Genomic DNA, 15,609 nt, shown 5'->3' on the forward strand with positions numbered 1-15,609 from the left:
AACCGAGGACGAAACCAGATGAGCGAAGTGGTGACCAACTTCACCGAGGAAGAGCTGCGTGAGTTGGCCGAGCGCGGCGCGGCCGAGCTGGAGGGCGCGGACGCCAAGGACATCCTGCGCTGGGCCGACAGGCACTTCGGCGGCCCCGACGGCCCGCGCGACTGGGCCACCTGCAAGTGGGTGGTGGCGTGCAACATGCAGGAGGCGCTGACGGTGTCCCTGGCGGCGGATGTGCGGCCCGGCGTGCCGGTCATCTTCCTGGACACCGGCTACCACTTCGCCGAAACTCTGGGCACCCGCGACGCAGTCGAATCGGTCTACGACATCCACCTGCTGAACGTCACCCCGGAACACACGGTGCACGAGCAGGACGAGCTGATGGGTAAGGACCTGTTCGCCCGCGAACCCAACGAGTGCTGCCGGCTGCGCAAGGTCGTGCCGTTGGGCAGGGCGCTGAACGGTTACGCGGCCTGGGTCACCGGCCTGCGCCGGGTCGAGTCGCCCACCCGCGCCAATGCGCCGGTGGTCGGCTACGACGAGGCGTTCGGGCTGGTCAAGGTGAATCCGATCGTGGCGTGGACCGACGACGACGTGCAGGAATACATCGAGAAGAACGGCGTGCTGGTCAACCCGCTCGTCGACGAGGGCTATCCGTCGATCGGCTGCGCCCCCTGCACCCGGAAGCCGGCCCCCGGCGAGGACCCGCGCAGCGGCCGCTGGGCGGGCCGAAACAAGACCGAATGCGGGTTGCACGCCTCATGAGCACACTCGTCCTCACCGCGCACGGCAGCCGCGATCCGCGCTCCGGCGCCAACGCCCGGGCGGTGGCCGAACGGCTGCGCGGCATGCGGCCCGGCCTCGACGTGCGGCTGGCCTTCCTGGAGCTCAGCGCGCCCAGCTTCGTCGACGTCCTCTCGGGGCTGCCGAACAAACGCGACGCGGTGGTCACCCCGCTGCTGCTGGCCAGCGCCTACCACGCGCGCCGCGACCTTCCCGAGCAGATCGCGCGCGCCGGCGCCTACGGCGTCCGGCAGGCCGACGTCCTGGGCGAAGACGATCGGCTGCTGGCGGTCCTGCGCGAACGGCTCGCCGAAGTGGGGGTGTCCCCGCTCGACGACGAAGTCGGGGTGATGGTGGTCGCGATCGGGTCATCCAACACATCCGCCAACGCGCGCACCGCCCAGGTCGCCGCGCGGTTGTCCGCCGGGACCCGTTGGGCCGCAACCGCGATGGCCTTCGCCACCCGGCCCGAGGCGTCGGTCGCCGAGGCGGCCGACCGGTTGCGCCGCCGCGGCGCAAGCCGGCTGGTCATCGCGCCGTGGTTCCTGGCCCCGGGGCTCATCACCGACGGCGTGTCAACCTATGCGCGGGACAACAGGATTCCGATGGCGGCGCCGCTGGGCGCACACCGACTGGTGGCCGAGACGGTGCTGGACCGCTTCGACGAGGCGCGCGCCGACCACGCCGCGGCCTAGGTGTACTCGGCCACGAGGTTGGTCACAGTCGGCTGATGGGTGGTAGTCCGTCGAGTGCGCTGTGGCGTCGTTGAGTGTTGTAGAACTCGAGCCATGGGGCAAGGGCGTTTGCCCGCTCGGCGTTGGAGGTAAAAACTCTGCGGTAGCACCACTCGGTTTGCAGGGTGCGGTTGAATCTCTCTACCTTGCCGTTCTGCCAGGGGCAGTGCGGTTTGATGAACAGATGCCTGGTGCTGAGCTGGGCAATAACGGCTGCCACAGCAGCTGACCGACGATAGCTGAGATGGTTGTCGGTGATGATGCGTTCGATGCGTGAAATGCCTTGCGCCACAAAATAGTCAGCGGCCCGCTCGATGAAGCCCGCACACGTTGGACCTTTCTCGTCGGGCAGGATCTCGGAATAGGCGAGTCGGCTGTGGTCATCGACCATCGAGTGCACGTAGTCATAGCCGTTGCCGCGGCCGCGGACCTCTTCGCTGCGCCCATGAGCTCGCCACCCACCACCGTCGGGGATGCGGCTGAGTTTCTTGACATCGACGTGGACCAATTCGCCGGGACGGTCTCGCTCGTAGCGCACCGCGGTAGCCTTCGCGGCCTTGATCACCGCTCCCGTCATCGGATCACAGTCACGCAGGTAGGGCTGGCCGTGGCGGCGCAAGATGCGTCCGACCGTGCGGGCCGGCACTCCCAATTCTGGACCCAGCCAATCCGGGCCACGCCGATGCTCACGGCGTGCCGCCAGGACCTGCTGCTCAACAGCCGCCGGTGTGCGCCGGGGTGAGCAGTGCGGACGCGAGGACCGATCAAACAGCCCGACTGATCCCTCAGCGGCATAACGGCTGATCCAGGTGTGGACACACTTGCGGGAGATTCCCATCGCCTCAGCGATCTGGGCTTGCTTCCATCCGCTTTGGTGACGTTCGACGATGAGCAGTCGACCATGAAACGTCGTGCGGGCATTACGGTGGGACACGAGAACCTCCGGAGCAGGTATGGGCCTTCGACAAGCCACACCCCACCCGGGGGTTCTCCTCACATCAAGCCGACACGCCTGCTACCAACCTCGTGGCCGAGTACACCTAGGGCTTCAATGCGCGACTGCTGATGTGGCTCAGCATGTCCCGGATCGCTCCCGCGGGCGGTGTGCGCCCGCCGACCCAGATGGCGCGAAACTTACGCCGTAGGTCCAAGTCTCGGATGGTGACCGCGTGCAGCCGCCCGACGGCCAGGTCGTCGGCCACCGCCAGCCGGCTCATCCCCGCCGGCCCCGCCCCGGCGAGCACGGCGGCGCGCATCGCCGCCGCCGACGTCAGCTCCAGCACGGGCGGCGCCTGCTGCATGTCCTCGCCCAGCACCTGACGCAGCGCCACCGTCAGCGAATCGCGGATGCCCGAATGGGGTTCGCGCGCCACCAAGGGTGTTTCGGCGAGTTCGCGGGCGGTCACCACCCGCGAGCGTCGAGCCCACTTGTGCCCCGGCGGGACCACGATCACCAACTCGTCCTGCCCCACCACGCAGCTGCCCAATCCCTTGGGCTGGCCGGGGTTTTCGACGAAGCCCAGATCGACGGTGCCGTCGCGCACCGCGGCGATGGCCTGCTCGCTGTTGGTGGCGGTCAGGATCACCTGCGGTGCGGCTCCCCCGCGCCGCGTCGCCTCGGTCTGCAGGGACAGCAGCCAATGCGGCATCAGCTGCTCGGAAATCGTCTGGCTGGCAGCCACCCTGATGCGTTCGCGGCCCTCCTTGCGCAGTCCGCCCAGCCCCGCGTCGATCTCGTTGGCGACCTCAAGCAAGCGCGCGGCCCACTCCGCCACGATCAAACCCGCGGGCGTCAATTCCGAACCGCGCGTTGTCCGCACGGCCAGCGTGACGCCGACCAGGGCCTCCATCGATGCGAGCCGCCGTGACACGGCCTGCTGGGTGATCCCGAGCTCGCGGGCGGCGCGTCCGAGGCTGCCCGTCTCGGCGATCGCCAAAAAGACCTCGAACGAGGCCAGTTCGGGCATGCGGGGGCTGAGCGGCATGGGTGGTCAATCACAATCGGTAGGCGTGACACAACCATAGCTTGTGACTCCACAACACCGGAACCTCTACTCGCGCGGCGGCCGGCCGAGCACCATAGGAAACATGACCCGCACAGCCCCATACCACGTCGCGATCGTGGGTTCCGGCCCTTCCGGGTTCTTCGCGGCCGCGTCACTGCTCAAGGCCGCCGACGCCTCCGGGTTCGGCATCGCCGTCGACATGCTCGAAATGCTGCCCACCCCTTGGGGGCTGGTGCGGTCGGGCGTGGCACCCGATCACCCGAAGATCAAGTCGGTCAGCCAGCAGTTCGAGAAGACCGCCGAAGACCCGCGCTTTCGCTTCTTCGGCAACATCAAGGTGGGTGAGCACGTCTCGGCCGGCGAACTCGCCGAGCGCTACGACGCGGTGATCTACGCCGTCGGCGCCCAGTCCGACCGCGCCCTCAACATCCCCGGCGAACACCTGCCCGGCAGCGTGGCCGCGGTCGACTTCGTCGGCTGGTACAACGCGCACCCGCACTTCGAGCAGATGACGCCCGACCTGTCGGGTGCGCGCGCCGTCGTCGTGGGCAACGGCAACGTGGCCGTCGACGTCGCCCGCATGCTGGTCACCGACCCCGACGTGCTGGCGCGCACCGACATCGCCGATCACGCGCTGGAGTCGTTGCGGCCCTGCGGCGTTGAGGAAGTGGTGCTGATCGGTCGACGCGGCCCCCTGCAAAGCGCCTTCACCACACTGGAATTGCGAGAGCTCGGCGAGCTCGACGGCGTCGACGTGGTGGTGGAACCCGCCGATCTGGAGGGCATCACGGACGACGACGCCGCCGCTGCCGGCAAGGTCACCAAGAACAACATCAAGGTGCTGCGCGAGTACGCCGGGCGCGCGCCCCGGCCCGGGCACCGCCGAATCGTGTTGCGGTTCCTCACCTCCCCTATCGAGCTCAAAGGCGCCGAGAGGGTGGAGAGCATCGTGCTCGGGCGCAACGAGCTGGTCACCGACGCCGGCGGGCGGATGATCGCCAAAGACACCGGGGAGCGCGAGGAACTGCCCGCGCAGCTGGTGGTGCGGGCGGTCGGCTACCGGGGCGTGGCCATACCGGGGCTGGCGTTCGACGAGAAGACCGGCACGATCCCGCACACCAGCGGCAGGATCGACGGCAGCCGCAACGAATACGTGGCCGGCTGGATCAAACGCGGCCCGTCCGGCGTCATCGGCACCAACAAGAAGTGCTCCCAGGACACCGTCGACACGGTGCTGGGTGACCTGGCCGGCGGGTCGGCAGACCGCCCGGACGCCTATGGCGACGAGCTAGCCGAATGGCTCACTTCGCGCCAGCCGCAGCTGGTCACCGCCGCGCACTGGCGGGCCATCGACCGCTTCGAGCGAGAGGCCGGCGAGCCGCACGGGCGCCCCCGCGCCAAACTTGCCAGCCTCGCCGAGCTGCTGCGAATCGGGCACGGCTAATCTCCGATAGCTGATAGGGAAGGACAACATCCATGGCATACGTGATCGGCGAACCCTGCGTCGACATCAAGGACAAGGCGTGCATCGAGGAATGCCCCGTCGACTGCATCTACGAGGGCGCGCGGATGCTCTACATCCACCCCGACGAGTGCGTCGACTGCGGCGCCTGCGAGCCGGTCTGCCCCGTCGAGTCCATCTACTACGAGGACGACCTGCCGGCCGAATACAGCCAGTACACGCAGATCAACGCCGACTTCTTCACCGAACTGGGCTCGCCCGGCGGCGCGGCGAAGGTCGGGCTGACCGAGAACGACCCGGCCGCGGTCAAGAACCTGGAGAGCCGGGCCGGGGCCACGTAGGACCCGTCACGCCAACAGCGCTGCGAGTTCGGCGCGGGGCACCGAAAGCCGCTGGGGCCCATCGACTTGCGAGAGCACCTGCCCCTGGCTGAAGAAGAAGATCACGGCGTCGTCGGTGATCGCGAAGTTCTGGTACGCGTCGACTCCCGGGTCACCGAACGGAAGCGGACCCAGCCGGCGCCGCACGATCGGGTTGAGCACGTCGAGCGGGTGGGTGCCCGGTTTGAACAGCGTGTCGAAGGTGATGGGAGCACCCTTGCCGACGTCGTAGGTGAACGCCTTGAACGAGGTCACCGGGTGCGCGCCGAAGTCCTGGTTCATGTCCAGCACGACGGTCTGGGTCCTGGAATTCGGCGTCGCAGACCGGTACGCCTTCCCCGAGATCGTCAGCAGGTACGGCAGCCGGCCACTCGGCGGAGACGCCTTGGCGTCGTCGGCCCATCGGTTCCGCGTCTGGATGAGGTAGTCGGTGAGGGGCTGCTCATCGGGATAGCTGACGGGAAAGCTCAAGTCGAGTGTGTAGTCGGAAGTCACGATGTGACCCCGGCAGATCTGGTTTTGGTCGACGGTTCCGCCGAGGTCGGCGCAGGCCGATTGCGCGCCGGCCGTCCCACCGCACGAAAACCCGGTCAGGACAACGACGGACGCCATCACCGCCAGCAGGCGCCCGTCGGTCCCCTCACCCGAGTTCGTACGCATCGTCGGAAACCCGAAAATAGTGCCCCGTGGAGATGTCGGTGCACCTCATGCCGGAGGGCTCACTCGCGCAGCTGATCGGACCGAGCGTTCTGGTCTGACCGTAGTCGAGGACCGGCCAGGAACCGGTGCCGGAACCGAGCGCGGAGTACGTGCACCGGATGAATCCGGCTTCGCCCTGGTCGAGTCGAAAGTCACCGCCCGCGTTGGCCCCCGGCGGGCAGGCCCCGCCGGTGACGTCGTCTCTGGGGGTCCCGGGCGGCACCACGTAGGTGTGATGCTTGATCTGGCAGAGCGCTACGGGCGCCGACGTGCGAGAAGGCTCGAGCAGACAGCGAATGTCTCCAGACGGGGACTGAAACTGCTGCGGGCTGTCGTCGGCGGCCGCGGTCGCGGGCAGGGCGACGATCGGCACAAGGATGCCCAGTGCGTACGCCGCGAGGAGCGGCGTTCTCAGCGGGTTCATGTAGTGGTCCCTTCTGCGTTCAGCCGAGATCGAGCGACTCGCGCGAGATCCGGAAGTAGTGGCCGGTGCTGTCGTCGGTGCAGGTGATTCCGTTCGGTTCGCTGTCGCAGGTGACCGTGCCGACGGTGCGGGTCTGGCCGTACGGCAGCGTGGGTTGTCCGGCAGCAAGGCCGAATTCGGTGTCCCCGTGGCAGTTCAGGACCGGTGCGCTGCCCTGGAACAAGCTGACGCGGTCGCCCCGCGCCAGGTGACAGGTCGGCGCCGTCGGCTCCGGGGGCACGTAGGTGTGGTCGCGGATCTCACACGTGGCGCCGGTTTTCGCGTCGGGCCCCGCCGCCATACTGCAGATGATGTTGCCCGACGGGGACAGGAACACGCCGCTGTCGTCGGCGCGCGCGGGTGGCGCCAACGCGATGGTCGCGATCAGCGCCGCCGTGGAAGCCTTCATGGTGATGGTCATCGGTGCCCGCATGCATTCTGTCAGTGCGCTGCACGTTGCAGCGGTCGTTCGCGACAAGTAGGCACCGTACGCGCGGCTACCGATCCCAACACCACGCCTCGTAAGGTGAGCCCATGCGGACAGCTCGAATCACCCACGTCATCCGGCAGATCGGGTCGCTGATCGTCACGGCGGTGACCGCGGTGTCCACGCTCAACGCCTACCGGCCGCTGGCGCGCAGCGGCTACGCGTCGCTTTTCTCGTGGATGTTCGGGCTGGTCGTCACGGAGTTGCCGCTGCAGACCCTGGTCAGCCAGCTCGGCGGGCTGGCGTTGACGGCTCGACGCCTGACGCGGCCGGTGGGGATCGCGGCGTGGGCGGTGGCGGGTGTCTCGGCGCTGGGTCTGCTGAACTTCAGTCGCGCCGGACACCGAGCCAACGTGCCGCTGACCGAGGCGCTGGACGCCGGGTTGGGTCCCTCTCGGCTCACCGAATCGGGGGATCTCTGGCGCCGGCCGGCCGGCAGCGGCACCGCAAAGACGCCGGGGCTGCTGCGGATGATGCGCATCTACCGCGACTACGCGCACGACTCCAACATCAGCTACGGCGAATTCGGCAGCGCGAACCACCTGGACATCTGGCGCCGCCCCGATCTGGACCCGTCGGGCCCGGCACCTGTGCTTTTCCAGATTCCCGGCGGCGCCTGGACGACGGGAAACAAACGCGGACAAGCCCATCCATTGATGAGCCACCTGGCCGAGTTGGGTTGGGTCTGCGTGGCGATCAACTACCGGCACAGCCCGCGCAACACCTGGCCCGCCCACATCGTCGACGTCAAGCGCGCCCTGGCCTGGGTCAAGGCCCACATCGCCGAATACGGCGGCGATCCCGAATTCATCGCCATCACGGGCGGTTCGGCCGGCGGTCACCTGTCGTCACTGGCCGCGCTCACCCCCAACGACCCGCAGTTCCAGCCCGGCTTCGAGGACGCCGACACCCGGGTGCAGGCGGCCGTCCCGTTCTACGGCGTCTACGACTTCACCCGGTTCAACGACGCGATGCACCCGATGATGCCGGCGTTGCTCGTCAAATCCGTTGTCAAGCAACGGCCGTCGACCAACCTGCAGCCGTTCGTCAACGCCTCTCCGGTCAACCACGTCTCGCCCGACGCTCCCCCGTTCTTCGTCCTGCACGGCCGCAACGACTCGTTGGTGCCCGTGGAGCAGGCGCGCGCCTTCGTCGAGCGGCTGCGCCAGGTCAGCAACCAGACCGTCGTGTATGCCGAACTGCCGTTCACCCAACACGCTTTCGACATCTTCGGTTCGGCGCGTGCGGCGCACACCGCGGTCGCCGTCGAGCAATTCCTGGCCGAGATCTACGCGGCGCGCCGTCAGGCCAATGTGGCCTAGCCGCCGAGCATTTGGGCCACCACGCCGGCGATGATGGCCTCGGGGTCCTGCTCGATGCCGACGGCGCGTAACTCGCCGCCGATCGCGAGGGACGCGATGCCGTGCACCAGCGACCACAGCGGCGCGGCGAGGTCACGCGGGTCCTGACCCTCGACGATGCCCGCCCCCTGGCACGTGACGATGGCGTCGAGGAGGTCACCGAACGCCTGCTCGCCGGCGACGGCGAGGTCGGGATGGTCGGCCTTGGAGAGCTCGGCGCCGAACATGACCCGGTAGTGGTCCGGGTGGGCGATGGCCCAGTGCACATACGCGCGGCCGAGCTCGACCACCCGGGACTTCGGGTCGGGCGCGGTGTCGGCGGCCGCGGTCATCTCGGCGTGCAGGTCGCGGAAGCCCTGCTCGGCCACCGTGGCCAGCAGCGCGGCCTTGTCGGCGAAGTGCCGGTACGGGGCGGCGGCGCTGACCCCGGCGCGCCGCGCCGCCTCGGTCAGCGTGAACCCCTTCGGCCCCTTCTCGGCCACCAGCGAGAGCGCGGCGCTGGTCAGGGCGCGTTTCAGGTCGCCGTGGTGATAGCTGTCCCGCCGCGTCACACCGGCCGACGATTTCCGCTCACGTGCCATGTTGACGACATTAACATTCCGGACTATGTTAAGGCCATTCACATCCTTGGGAAGGGGACGAAAATGGACCAGCAACTCATCACCCCCCGCGCCGGCGACCGCGACCGGGAGAGGGCGGCCGCACGCCTCGGCCAAGCGTTCGCGCAGGGCTACCTGGAATTGGACGAGTACGAGCAGCGACTGCAGGCCGTGTTCGGTACGCACACGACCGGGGAGCTCAACCAGCTCCTTTCCGACCTGCCGCTCGAGCGGATCCGGCGCGCGGATCCACGCCGTCGCGCCGCCCGCATCGAGGCCGCCCGCCGCGGCGTGCGTGTGCACCTCGCCGCCTACCTCGCCATGACCGTCGTCGTGCTCACCGTGTGGGCGGCCGTGGCCGCCACCACCGGCGCCACGTACTTCTGGCCGATATGGCCCATCCTCGGCGCCGGAATCGGCCTCGCCAGCCACGCGCTGGGCATCCACCCGGCCGTGAAAACCGTTGCGAAGTAAGGACTTAGCCATGTCATGGGCAGTGATCACCGGCGCCAGCTCGGGGCTGGGCGCAATTTTCGCCGACCAGCTGGGGCGCCGGGGCATGTCGTTACTGCTCGCCGGGCGTGACGAAGCTCGGCTGAGCGCGGTGGCGCAGCGGGTCGACCCGCGGGCCGAACTGGTCGTCGGCGATCTCGGCACGCAGGCCGGCGTCGACGCCCTCGTTGCCCGCCTGGCCGGGCGGGAGGTCGACGTGCTGGTCAACAACGCCGGCTTCGGCACCTACGGCCCGTTCGCGGAACTCGACGCCGCGCGCGAGCACGAGCTGGTCGCGGTCAACGTCGACGCGCTGGTGCGGCTGACCCACGCGGTGCTCCCCGGCATGCTGGACCGCGGCCGGGGCGGCGTCCTGAATGTCGCGTCCACGATCGCCTTTCAGCCCGGCCCGTATCAGGCCACCTACGGCGCGTCCAAGGCGTTCGTGCTGTCGCTGAGCCAAGCGCTATGGGCGGAGACGCGCGGCTCGGGGGTCACCGTCACGGCGCTGTGCCCCGGGCCCACCCGGACCGGATTCGTCGACGCGCTGGGGTCGGACGTCTCGCACACCGCGATCTATCGCCGGCTCGCGGCGCCCGAGCCCGTCGTGGCCGCCGGGCTGCGCGCCCTGGACCGGGGCCGCGCCGTCGTCGTGCCGGGGTGGCGCTATCGGGTGATGGTGACGAGCACACGATTGATGCCCGGGTGGGCCTCGTCGCTGGTCAGCGCACGGATGCTGCGGCCGGCCGCGGCCGCGTGACGGAAACCGTTGTCCCGCAGCCTAGGCCTTAGGGCGCACGCCGGCGGCACGGTAGACGAAAACGGGCTGGACCGAAAAGCGCAGCGTCGTCGTGGGCAGCTTTTCCAGGACGTCGTCGGGAATCTTCTTCTTGTAGTTGAGCGTCATCGACCCACTGAAGGCGTGGTCGACACCGTGCAGGTCGATTTCCAGCTTCAGCCCGTTGCCGGTGATGGTTGCCCTGGCCGGCCCCGTGCTGCTGTCCCACGAGCAATCGATCGAGCGCAGGTTGGCGTCCCCGCGGGTGGGAAACGTGGCGACGATCCGCGCGGCCGTGAAGGCGAACGCGCCCGCGTAGCGGGACACACCCGAAGCCGAATAGACCCCTGGCACATGACCGCCGAAATGTCGGACCACCCCGACTTTGCCGGCGCTGAAGATCATTCCCTCGGCCTCGAGTTCGTCGCGCAGCGCTGGGGGGAGCCGGCGGATTTCGGACAAGTTGCGGAGAAAGCCGAACACGCCCACGAACGTAGCCCGAGACGAGGCCGGCGCGCACGCGTTTGCCGAAGAGGTTTACTGCACCGTGACGGTGGCCGTATAGGTGCACGCCGGTTTGGAGTCCTTGCCGACGAAGCTGGTGTAGGAGGTGCCGATCGTCGTGGTGCCCGGCCTCAACGCCGTGAACTTCCACACCTCGGTGCCGGGCGCCCCCAACGCGTCGGAACTCGGCGGAACGAACTCGTGACTGGTTTGCTGGATGACCGCAGGGTCGCCGATCTTCGTCTCCGGCGTCCACCGGTACGGGGTGGTGTAATTCGAGCCCAACTTGACGATCAGCGTGTTGCCGACGGCCAGGGTGATGCTCTGTGTGATCGCGTCCTCCGTGAGCACCTGGTTCATCGGCACCTGCAGCGTCTTGGTCGACGGCGGGTTCCTGGATGCGAAGTGGCAGCCCACCAACATCGGCGAAACGAGCAGCGCGACGGTCACCAAGAGCCTGATCTTCCCGACAGTCATCGAGCCCATTATGGCGTCTGGCGCTCGGCCGCGATCCCCGACCGCATGCAGGAGCAGAAGCCCGGGGCCGACGAGGAGACCCACAACCCGGGGCGCAAGTCGCGGGGCGGAGACGGGACCGGTCGGCGGTGCTGCTGCGATGGCTGCAATTGCTGCTGCGACTGCACGTGAGCCCGGCGCTCGGCCATGACGCGCCCCTCGAATCTGATATCGCCGGTGATATCGCTTTCCGCATTCAGCGCATGCCCCGCGCAGGGTGCTCATGTGACTGGTGAGACTGGGCGCGCGACGGGCTGACCGCAGGGCCGCCCAAACCCCAAGCCGCGTAACCCGACCAAGTCCGGCAGGATGGGCTGGTGTTTGGCCTCGTCCTGATCGTCGCGCTCGTTTCCACCGTCATCCTCGGGACGGTCATCGGCCGGCGCTATCGCGTGGGCCCCCCGGTGTTGCTCATCGTCATGGGCACGCTGCTGGGTCTGGTGCCCAGTTTCGCTCACGTACACATCAACGGTGAGATCGTGTTGCTGTTGTTCCTGCCGGCGATCCTCTACTGGGAGGGCCTGAACACCAGCTTCCGCGAGATCCGGGCGAATGCGCGCATCATCGTTTTTCTCAGTGTCGCCCTGGTGATCGCGACGGCCGTGGCGGTGTCGTGGACGGCGCGGGCGATGGGCATGGACTCGCATGCGGCGGCCGTCCTGGGCGCCGTGCTCTCCCCCACCGACGCCGCCGCGGTGGCAGGCTTGGCGAAGAAGCTGCCCCGCCGGTCGGTCACCGTGCTGAAGGCCGAGAGTCTCATCAACGACGGCACGGCCCTCGTGCTCTTTGCCGTCACGGTTCACGTCGCGATCGGCGGATCGGCGATCACGCCGGTCGACCTGGTCGGCCGCTTCGTCGGCTCCTACCTGGGCGGCATCGCCGCCGGGCTGCTCGTCGGCGGCGCGGTCACGCTGCTGCGCAAGAGAATCGACGCCCCCCAGGAGGAAATGGCGTTGAGCCTGCTGACGCCGTTTGCGGCGTTCTTGCTGGCCCAAAGCATGGACTGCAGCGGGGTGGTCGCGGTCATGGTCGCGGCCCTGGTGCTCGCCTACGCCGGGCCGGTGGTGATCCGCGCCCGGTCCCGCCTGCAGGCCTACGCGTTCTGGGACAGCGCGACCTTCCTGCTCAACGGCTCGTTGTGGGTGTTCGTCGGTGTCCAGATACCCGGGGCGCTGCGCGGCATCGCCGGTGTCGACGGCGGGATTCGCAACGCCTTGTTGATCGCGCTCGCCGTCACCGCCGTGGTGATTCTGTCGCGCGTTTTCTGGGGCGAGCTCACGGTCCTGCTGATCAGGCTGATCGACCGCCGAGAGGCGCAGCGCGAACGTCGCGTCAACTGGCGTCAGCGCTTCGTCACGGCCTGGGCGGGATTCCGCGGGGCGGTGTCGTTGGCTGCGGCGCTGGCCGTCCCGGCCACCACGCTCAGCGGCGCGCCGTTCCCCGACCGCAGCCTGCTCATCTTCATCGTGGTGGTCGTCATCCTGGTGACTGTCCTGGTCCAGGGCAGCACGCTGCCCGCCGTCGTGCGCTGGGCGAAGATGCCCGAGGACCTCGCCCACGCCGAGGAATTGCAGCTGGCCCGCACCCGGGGCGTGCGGGCCTGCCTCGACGCGCTGCCGACGGTCGCCGACGAGGTGGGCATAAGCGATGACCTGCGGCGCCGGCTGCAGAAGGAATACGAGGAGAAGGCCGCGCTGACCCTCGCCACCGAGGACGGCTCGACCAACAACCACCTCGTCAAGAAAAGGGAGCTGGTGCGCCGCGTGCGACTCGGCGTCCTCGACCGCAAGCGCCGGGAGATTACCGCCCTGCGCAACCAGAACCTCATCGACGACATCGTCCTGCGCGAACTGCAGAACGAGATGGACCTCGAAGAGGTACAACTGCTCGACGCCGCCGACAACGAATAGGCGCGTCGGTCGTCGACCGTACAGTCGGCCCCATGTTGCAGACGGTGGCGATCCGCGGATATCGCTCGCTGCGCGAGGTGATCCTGCCGCTGGGTCGGCTGTCGGTGGTCACCGGCGCCAACGGCGCCGGGAAGTCGTCGCTGTACCGCGCATTGCGGCTGCTCGCCGATTGCGGGCGCGGCGAGGTGATCGCCTCGCTCGCCCGCGAAGGGGGTCTGCAGTCCGCGCTGTGGGCCGGACCCGAGCAACTCACGGGCGCCCGCCGGACCGGGAAGGCCGAGGGCACCGTGCGCACCCGTCCGGTTTCCCTTGAATTGGGTTTTGCCGCGAGCGATTTCGGCTACCTCGTGGACCTGGGGATGCCGGTGTCAGCGGGGCGAGCCGACTCGTTCTTCGCCCGCGATCCAGAGATCAAGCGCGAGGCGTTGTTCGCCGGCCCGGTGTTGCGAACCGGCACGACGCTGGTGCGCCGCGCCGCCGGCTTCGTCGAGGTCAGCGCCGACACCGGCCGCGGATTCGACGAGCTGTCCCGGTCGCTGCCGTTGTACCGCAGCGTGTTGGCCGAGTACGCCCACCCGCGTGCGCATCCCGAACTCGCCGCCGTGCGCGAGCGGCTGCGCGGGTGGCGGTTTTACGACGGCTTCCGGGTGGATGCGGACGCGCCCGCCCGCCACCCCCAAGTGGGAACGCGCACCCCGGTGCTCGCCGACGACGGCAGCAACCTGGCCGCCGCGATCCAGACGATCATCGAGGCGGGCATGGACGGCCTGGGAGACGCGGTCGCCGAGGCCTTCGATGGCGCCACGCTCTCGGTCGCCGTTCACGACGGGCTGTTCGACCTGCAGCTGCGGCAGCGCGGCATGCTGCGTCCGCTGCGCTCGGCCGAATTGTCCGACGGCACATTGCGATTCCTGCTGTGGGCCGCCGCGTTGTCGAGCCCGCAGGTGCCGTCGCTGATGGTGCTCAACGAGCCGGAGACGTCGCTGCACCCGGAGTTGGTGCGTCCGCTCGCGGGGCTGATCCGGGCCGCCGCCGCGCGGACGCAGGTCTTGGTCGTCACGCATTCGGGCGCCCTGCTCGAATTCCTCGACACCGTGCCGGTGGCCGAGGCCGAGGCTTTCGACGGAGCCGTCGAGATCGAGCTGTACAAGGAGTGGGGCGAGACGCGGGTCGCCGGTCAGGGCCTGCTGAGCACGCCCCCGTGGGACTGGGGCAAGCGCTAGCTGTACTCGGCCACGAGGTTGGTAGCAGGCGTGTCGGCTTGATGTGAGGAGAACCCCCGGGTGGGGTGTGGCTTGTCGAAGGCCCATACCTGCTCCGGAGGTTCTCGTGTCCCACCGTAATGCCCGCACGACGTTTCATGGTCGACTGCTCATCGTCGAACGTCACCAAAGCGGATGGAAGCAAGCCCAGATCGCTGAGGCGATGGGAATCTCCCGCAAGTGTGTCCACACCTGGATCAGCCGTTATGCCGCTGAGGGATCAGTCGGGCTGTTTGATCGGTCCTCGCGTCCGCACTGCTCACCCCGGCGCACACCGGCGGCTGTTGAGCAGCAGGTCCTGGCGGCACGCCGTGAGCATCGGCGTGGCCCGGATTGGCTGGGTCCAGAATTGGGAGTGCCGGCCCGCACGGTCGGACGCATCTTGCGCCGCCACGGCCAGCCCTACCTGCGTGACTGTGATCCGATGACGGGAGCGGTGATCAAGGCCGCGAAGGCTACCGCGGTGCGCTACGAGCGAGACCGTCCCGGCGAATTGGTCCACGTCGATGTCAAGAAACTCAGCCGCATCCCCGACGGTGGTGGGTGGCGAGCTCATGGGCGCAGCGAAGAGGTCCGCGGCCGCGGCAACGGCTATGACTACGTGCACTCGATGGTCGATGACCACAGCCGACTCGCCTATTCCGAGATCCTGCCCGACGAGAAAGGTCCAACGTGTGCGGGCTTCATCGAGCGGGCCGCTGACTATTTTGTGGCGCAAGGCATTTCACGCATCGAACGCATCATCACCGACAACCATCTCAGCTATCGTCGGTCAGCTGCTGTGGCAGCCGTTATTGCCCAGCTCAGCACCAGGCATCTGTTCATCAAACCGCACTGCCCCTGGCAGAACGGCAAGGTAGAGAGATTCAACCGCACCCTGCAAACCGAGTGGTGCTACCGCAGAGTTTTTACCTCCAACGCCGAGCGGGCAAACGCCCTTGCCCCATGGCTCGAGTTCTACAACACTCAACGACGCCACAGCGCACTCGACGGACTACCACCCATCAGCCGACTGTGACCAACCTCGTGGCCGAGTACAGCTAGCCTCGGCCGCCGCATCCCGTGTGCATCGTCGGCGGCGCCGCGCGGCGTGTCGCCGCCCTGGGCGCACACCCGAAGCCCTCAGCGCACGATGAAACTTGCCCGCTAGGCAATATTGCCGCATCGACAGGCCCG

At 68.3% G+C, this 15,609-nt stretch carries 18 protein-coding genes; 10 read left to right on the plus strand and 8 right to left on the minus strand.

Annotated elements, in window-relative coordinates:
- The first annotated feature begins 18 nt into the window (after positions 1-18).
- Complete coding sequence (locus tag G6N51_RS06455; RefSeq protein ID WP_083175529.1) at positions 19-762, plus strand: phosphoadenylyl-sulfate reductase; 744 nt, start codon at positions 19-21, stop codon at positions 760-762.
- Positions 759-1,475 (plus strand): sirohydrochlorin chelatase, encoded by a 717-nt coding sequence (locus G6N51_RS06460; protein WP_083175532.1) that lies wholly within the window; start codon positions 759-761, stop codon positions 1,473-1,475. Before G6N51_RS06455 ends, G6N51_RS06460 begins: the two co-directional genes overlap by 4 nt.
- A gap of 22 nt (positions 1,476-1,497) precedes the next feature.
- Here the strand turns inward: G6N51_RS06460 and G6N51_RS06465 are convergent, their stop codons facing one another.
- Positions 1,498-2,448, minus strand: coding sequence for an IS481 family transposase (locus tag G6N51_RS06465; RefSeq protein ID WP_142275300.1), 951 nt, complete (start codon positions 2,446-2,448; stop codon positions 1,498-1,500).
- Positions 2,449-2,554: 106 nt separating this feature from the next.
- Positions 2,555-3,499, minus strand: coding sequence for a LysR family transcriptional regulator (locus tag G6N51_RS06470; RefSeq protein ID WP_083176498.1), 945 nt, complete (start codon positions 3,497-3,499; stop codon positions 2,555-2,557).
- Positions 3,500-3,602: 103 nt separating this feature from the next.
- Between G6N51_RS06470 and G6N51_RS06475 the strand changes: the two genes are divergently transcribed.
- Together G6N51_RS06475 and fdxA are read left to right on the plus strand one after the other, a co-directional pair.
- Positions 3,603-4,964, plus strand: coding sequence for an FAD-dependent oxidoreductase (locus tag G6N51_RS06475; RefSeq protein ID WP_083176500.1), 1,362 nt, complete (start codon positions 3,603-3,605; stop codon positions 4,962-4,964).
- Between the two features lie 32 nt (positions 4,965-4,996).
- Positions 4,997-5,323, plus strand: a complete 327-nt coding sequence (fdxA, locus tag G6N51_RS06480) for a ferredoxin (RefSeq protein ID WP_083176502.1) — start codon at positions 4,997-4,999, stop codon at positions 5,321-5,323.
- A 6-nt stretch (positions 5,324-5,329) separates the two neighbouring features.
- Here fdxA and G6N51_RS06485 read toward each other — a convergent pair whose 3' ends face one another.
- The 3 genes from G6N51_RS06485 to G6N51_RS06495 are packed head-to-tail and all read right to left on the minus strand — an operon-like array spanning position 5,330 to position 6,945.
- Positions 5,330-6,022, minus strand: coding sequence for an esterase (locus G6N51_RS06485; protein WP_180134402.1), 693 nt, complete (start codon positions 6,020-6,022; stop codon positions 5,330-5,332).
- A complete protein-coding gene (locus tag G6N51_RS06490) occupies positions 6,003-6,485 on the minus strand; it encodes a DUF6636 domain-containing protein (protein ID WP_083176504.1) in 483 nt (160 codons plus the stop codon). The genes G6N51_RS06485 and G6N51_RS06490 overlap by 20 nt, the downstream gene beginning before the upstream one ends.
- A gap of 19 nt (positions 6,486-6,504) precedes the next feature.
- The gene (locus G6N51_RS06495) at positions 6,505-6,945 is read right to left on the minus strand and encodes a DUF6636 domain-containing protein (RefSeq protein ID WP_142275275.1); all 441 of its coding nucleotides are present in this window, start codon (positions 6,943-6,945) and stop codon (positions 6,505-6,507) included.
- A 113-nt stretch (positions 6,946-7,058) separates the two neighbouring features.
- Here G6N51_RS06495 and G6N51_RS06500 point away from each other — a divergent pair, with 113 nt between their 5' ends.
- Positions 7,059-8,333 (plus strand): alpha/beta hydrolase, encoded by a 1,275-nt coding sequence (locus G6N51_RS06500; protein ID WP_083176508.1) that lies wholly within the window; start codon positions 7,059-7,061, stop codon positions 8,331-8,333.
- Here the strand turns inward: G6N51_RS06500 and G6N51_RS06505 are convergent.
- On the minus strand, positions 8,330-8,953 hold the full coding sequence (locus G6N51_RS06505) for a TetR/AcrR family transcriptional regulator (RefSeq protein WP_083176510.1): 624 nt from the start codon (positions 8,951-8,953) through the stop codon (positions 8,330-8,332). The genes G6N51_RS06500 and G6N51_RS06505 overlap by 4 nt on opposite strands.
- Positions 8,954-9,016: 63 nt before the next feature.
- Here G6N51_RS06505 and G6N51_RS06510 point away from each other — a divergent pair, with 63 nt between their 5' ends.
- Positions 9,017-9,445, plus strand: a complete 429-nt coding sequence (locus G6N51_RS06510) for a DUF1707 domain-containing protein (protein ID WP_083176512.1) — start codon at positions 9,017-9,019, stop codon at positions 9,443-9,445.
- 10 nt (positions 9,446-9,455) lie between these two features.
- Positions 9,456-10,223: an SDR family NAD(P)-dependent oxidoreductase gene (locus tag G6N51_RS06515; protein ID WP_083176514.1), complete on the plus strand. Its 768-nt coding sequence runs from the start codon at positions 9,456-9,458 to the stop codon at positions 10,221-10,223.
- Positions 10,224-10,244: 21 nt separating this feature from the next.
- On the opposite strand, the gene G6N51_RS06520 is transcribed toward G6N51_RS06515, so the two are convergent.
- Positions 10,245-10,724, minus strand: coding sequence for a hypothetical protein (locus tag G6N51_RS06520; protein WP_142275276.1), 480 nt, complete (start codon positions 10,722-10,724; stop codon positions 10,245-10,247).
- Positions 10,725-10,778: 54 nt separating this feature from the next.
- On the minus strand, positions 10,779-11,231 hold the full coding sequence (locus tag G6N51_RS06525) for a protease inhibitor I42 family protein (RefSeq protein WP_083176518.1): 453 nt from the start codon (positions 11,229-11,231) through the stop codon (positions 10,779-10,781).
- A gap of 347 nt (positions 11,232-11,578) precedes the next feature.
- On the opposite strand from G6N51_RS06525, the gene G6N51_RS06530 reads away from it, so the two are divergent.
- The 3 genes from G6N51_RS06530 (at position 11,579) to G6N51_RS06540 (ending at position 15,451) form a co-directional block, all read left to right on the plus strand.
- Entirely contained in the window at positions 11,579-13,171 is a 1,593-nt protein-coding gene (locus G6N51_RS06530; RefSeq protein ID WP_083176522.1) for a Na+/H+ antiporter, read from the plus strand.
- Between the two features lie 32 nt (positions 13,172-13,203).
- A complete protein-coding gene (locus tag G6N51_RS06535; RefSeq protein WP_083176524.1) occupies positions 13,204-14,394 on the plus strand; it encodes an AAA family ATPase in 1,191 nt (396 codons plus the stop codon).
- Between the two features lie 106 nt (positions 14,395-14,500).
- The gene (locus tag G6N51_RS06540) at positions 14,501-15,451 is read left to right on the plus strand and encodes an IS481 family transposase (RefSeq protein ID WP_142275300.1); all 951 of its coding nucleotides are present in this window, start codon (positions 14,501-14,503) and stop codon (positions 15,449-15,451) included.
- Positions 15,452-15,609 lie beyond the last annotated feature (158 nt).

The sequence above is a fragment of the Mycobacterium paraseoulense genome, assembly GCF_010731655.1.
Taxonomy (GTDB): domain Bacteria; phylum Actinomycetota; class Actinomycetes; order Mycobacteriales; family Mycobacteriaceae; genus Mycobacterium; species Mycobacterium paraseoulense.

Bases quoted from the DNA above. Each gene is read 5' to 3' on its own strand.
- G6N51_RS06475 (WP_083176500.1), top strand. From the start codon at position 3,603: ATGACCCGCACAGCCCCATACCACGTCGCGATCGTGGGTTCCGGCCCT.
- G6N51_RS06470 (WP_083176498.1), bottom strand. From the start codon at position 3,499: ATGCCGCTCAGCCCCCGCATGCCCGAACTGGCCTCGTTCGAGGTCTTT.
- G6N51_RS06500 (WP_083176508.1), top strand. From the start codon at position 7,059: ATGCGGACAGCTCGAATCACCCACGTCATCCGGCAGATCGGGTCGCTG.
- G6N51_RS06455 (WP_083175529.1), top strand. From the start codon at position 19: ATGAGCGAAGTGGTGACCAACTTCACCGAGGAAGAGCTGCGTGAGTTG.
- fdxA (WP_083176502.1), top strand. From the start codon at position 4,997: ATGGCATACGTGATCGGCGAACCCTGCGTCGACATCAAGGACAAGGCG.
- G6N51_RS06505 (WP_083176510.1), bottom strand. From the start codon at position 8,953: ATGGCACGTGAGCGGAAATCGTCGGCCGGTGTGACGCGGCGGGACAGC.
- G6N51_RS06510 (WP_083176512.1), top strand. From the start codon at position 9,017: ATGGACCAGCAACTCATCACCCCCCGCGCCGGCGACCGCGACCGGGAG.
- G6N51_RS06490 (WP_083176504.1), bottom strand. From the start codon at position 6,485: ATGAACCCGCTGAGAACGCCGCTCCTCGCGGCGTACGCACTGGGCATC.
- G6N51_RS06525 (WP_083176518.1), bottom strand. From the start codon at position 11,231: ATGGGCTCGATGACTGTCGGGAAGATCAGGCTCTTGGTGACCGTCGCG.
- G6N51_RS06460 (WP_083175532.1), top strand. From the start codon at position 759: ATGAGCACACTCGTCCTCACCGCGCACGGCAGCCGCGATCCGCGCTCC.
- G6N51_RS06485 (WP_180134402.1), bottom strand. From the start codon at position 6,022: ATGCGTACGAACTCGGGTGAGGGGACCGACGGGCGCCTGCTGGCGGTG.
- G6N51_RS06495 (WP_142275275.1), bottom strand. From the start codon at position 6,945: ATGACCATCACCATGAAGGCTTCCACGGCGGCGCTGATCGCGACCATC.
- G6N51_RS06535 (WP_083176524.1), top strand. From the start codon at position 13,204: ATGTTGCAGACGGTGGCGATCCGCGGATATCGCTCGCTGCGCGAGGTG.
- G6N51_RS06515 (WP_083176514.1), top strand. From the start codon at position 9,456: ATGTCATGGGCAGTGATCACCGGCGCCAGCTCGGGGCTGGGCGCAATT.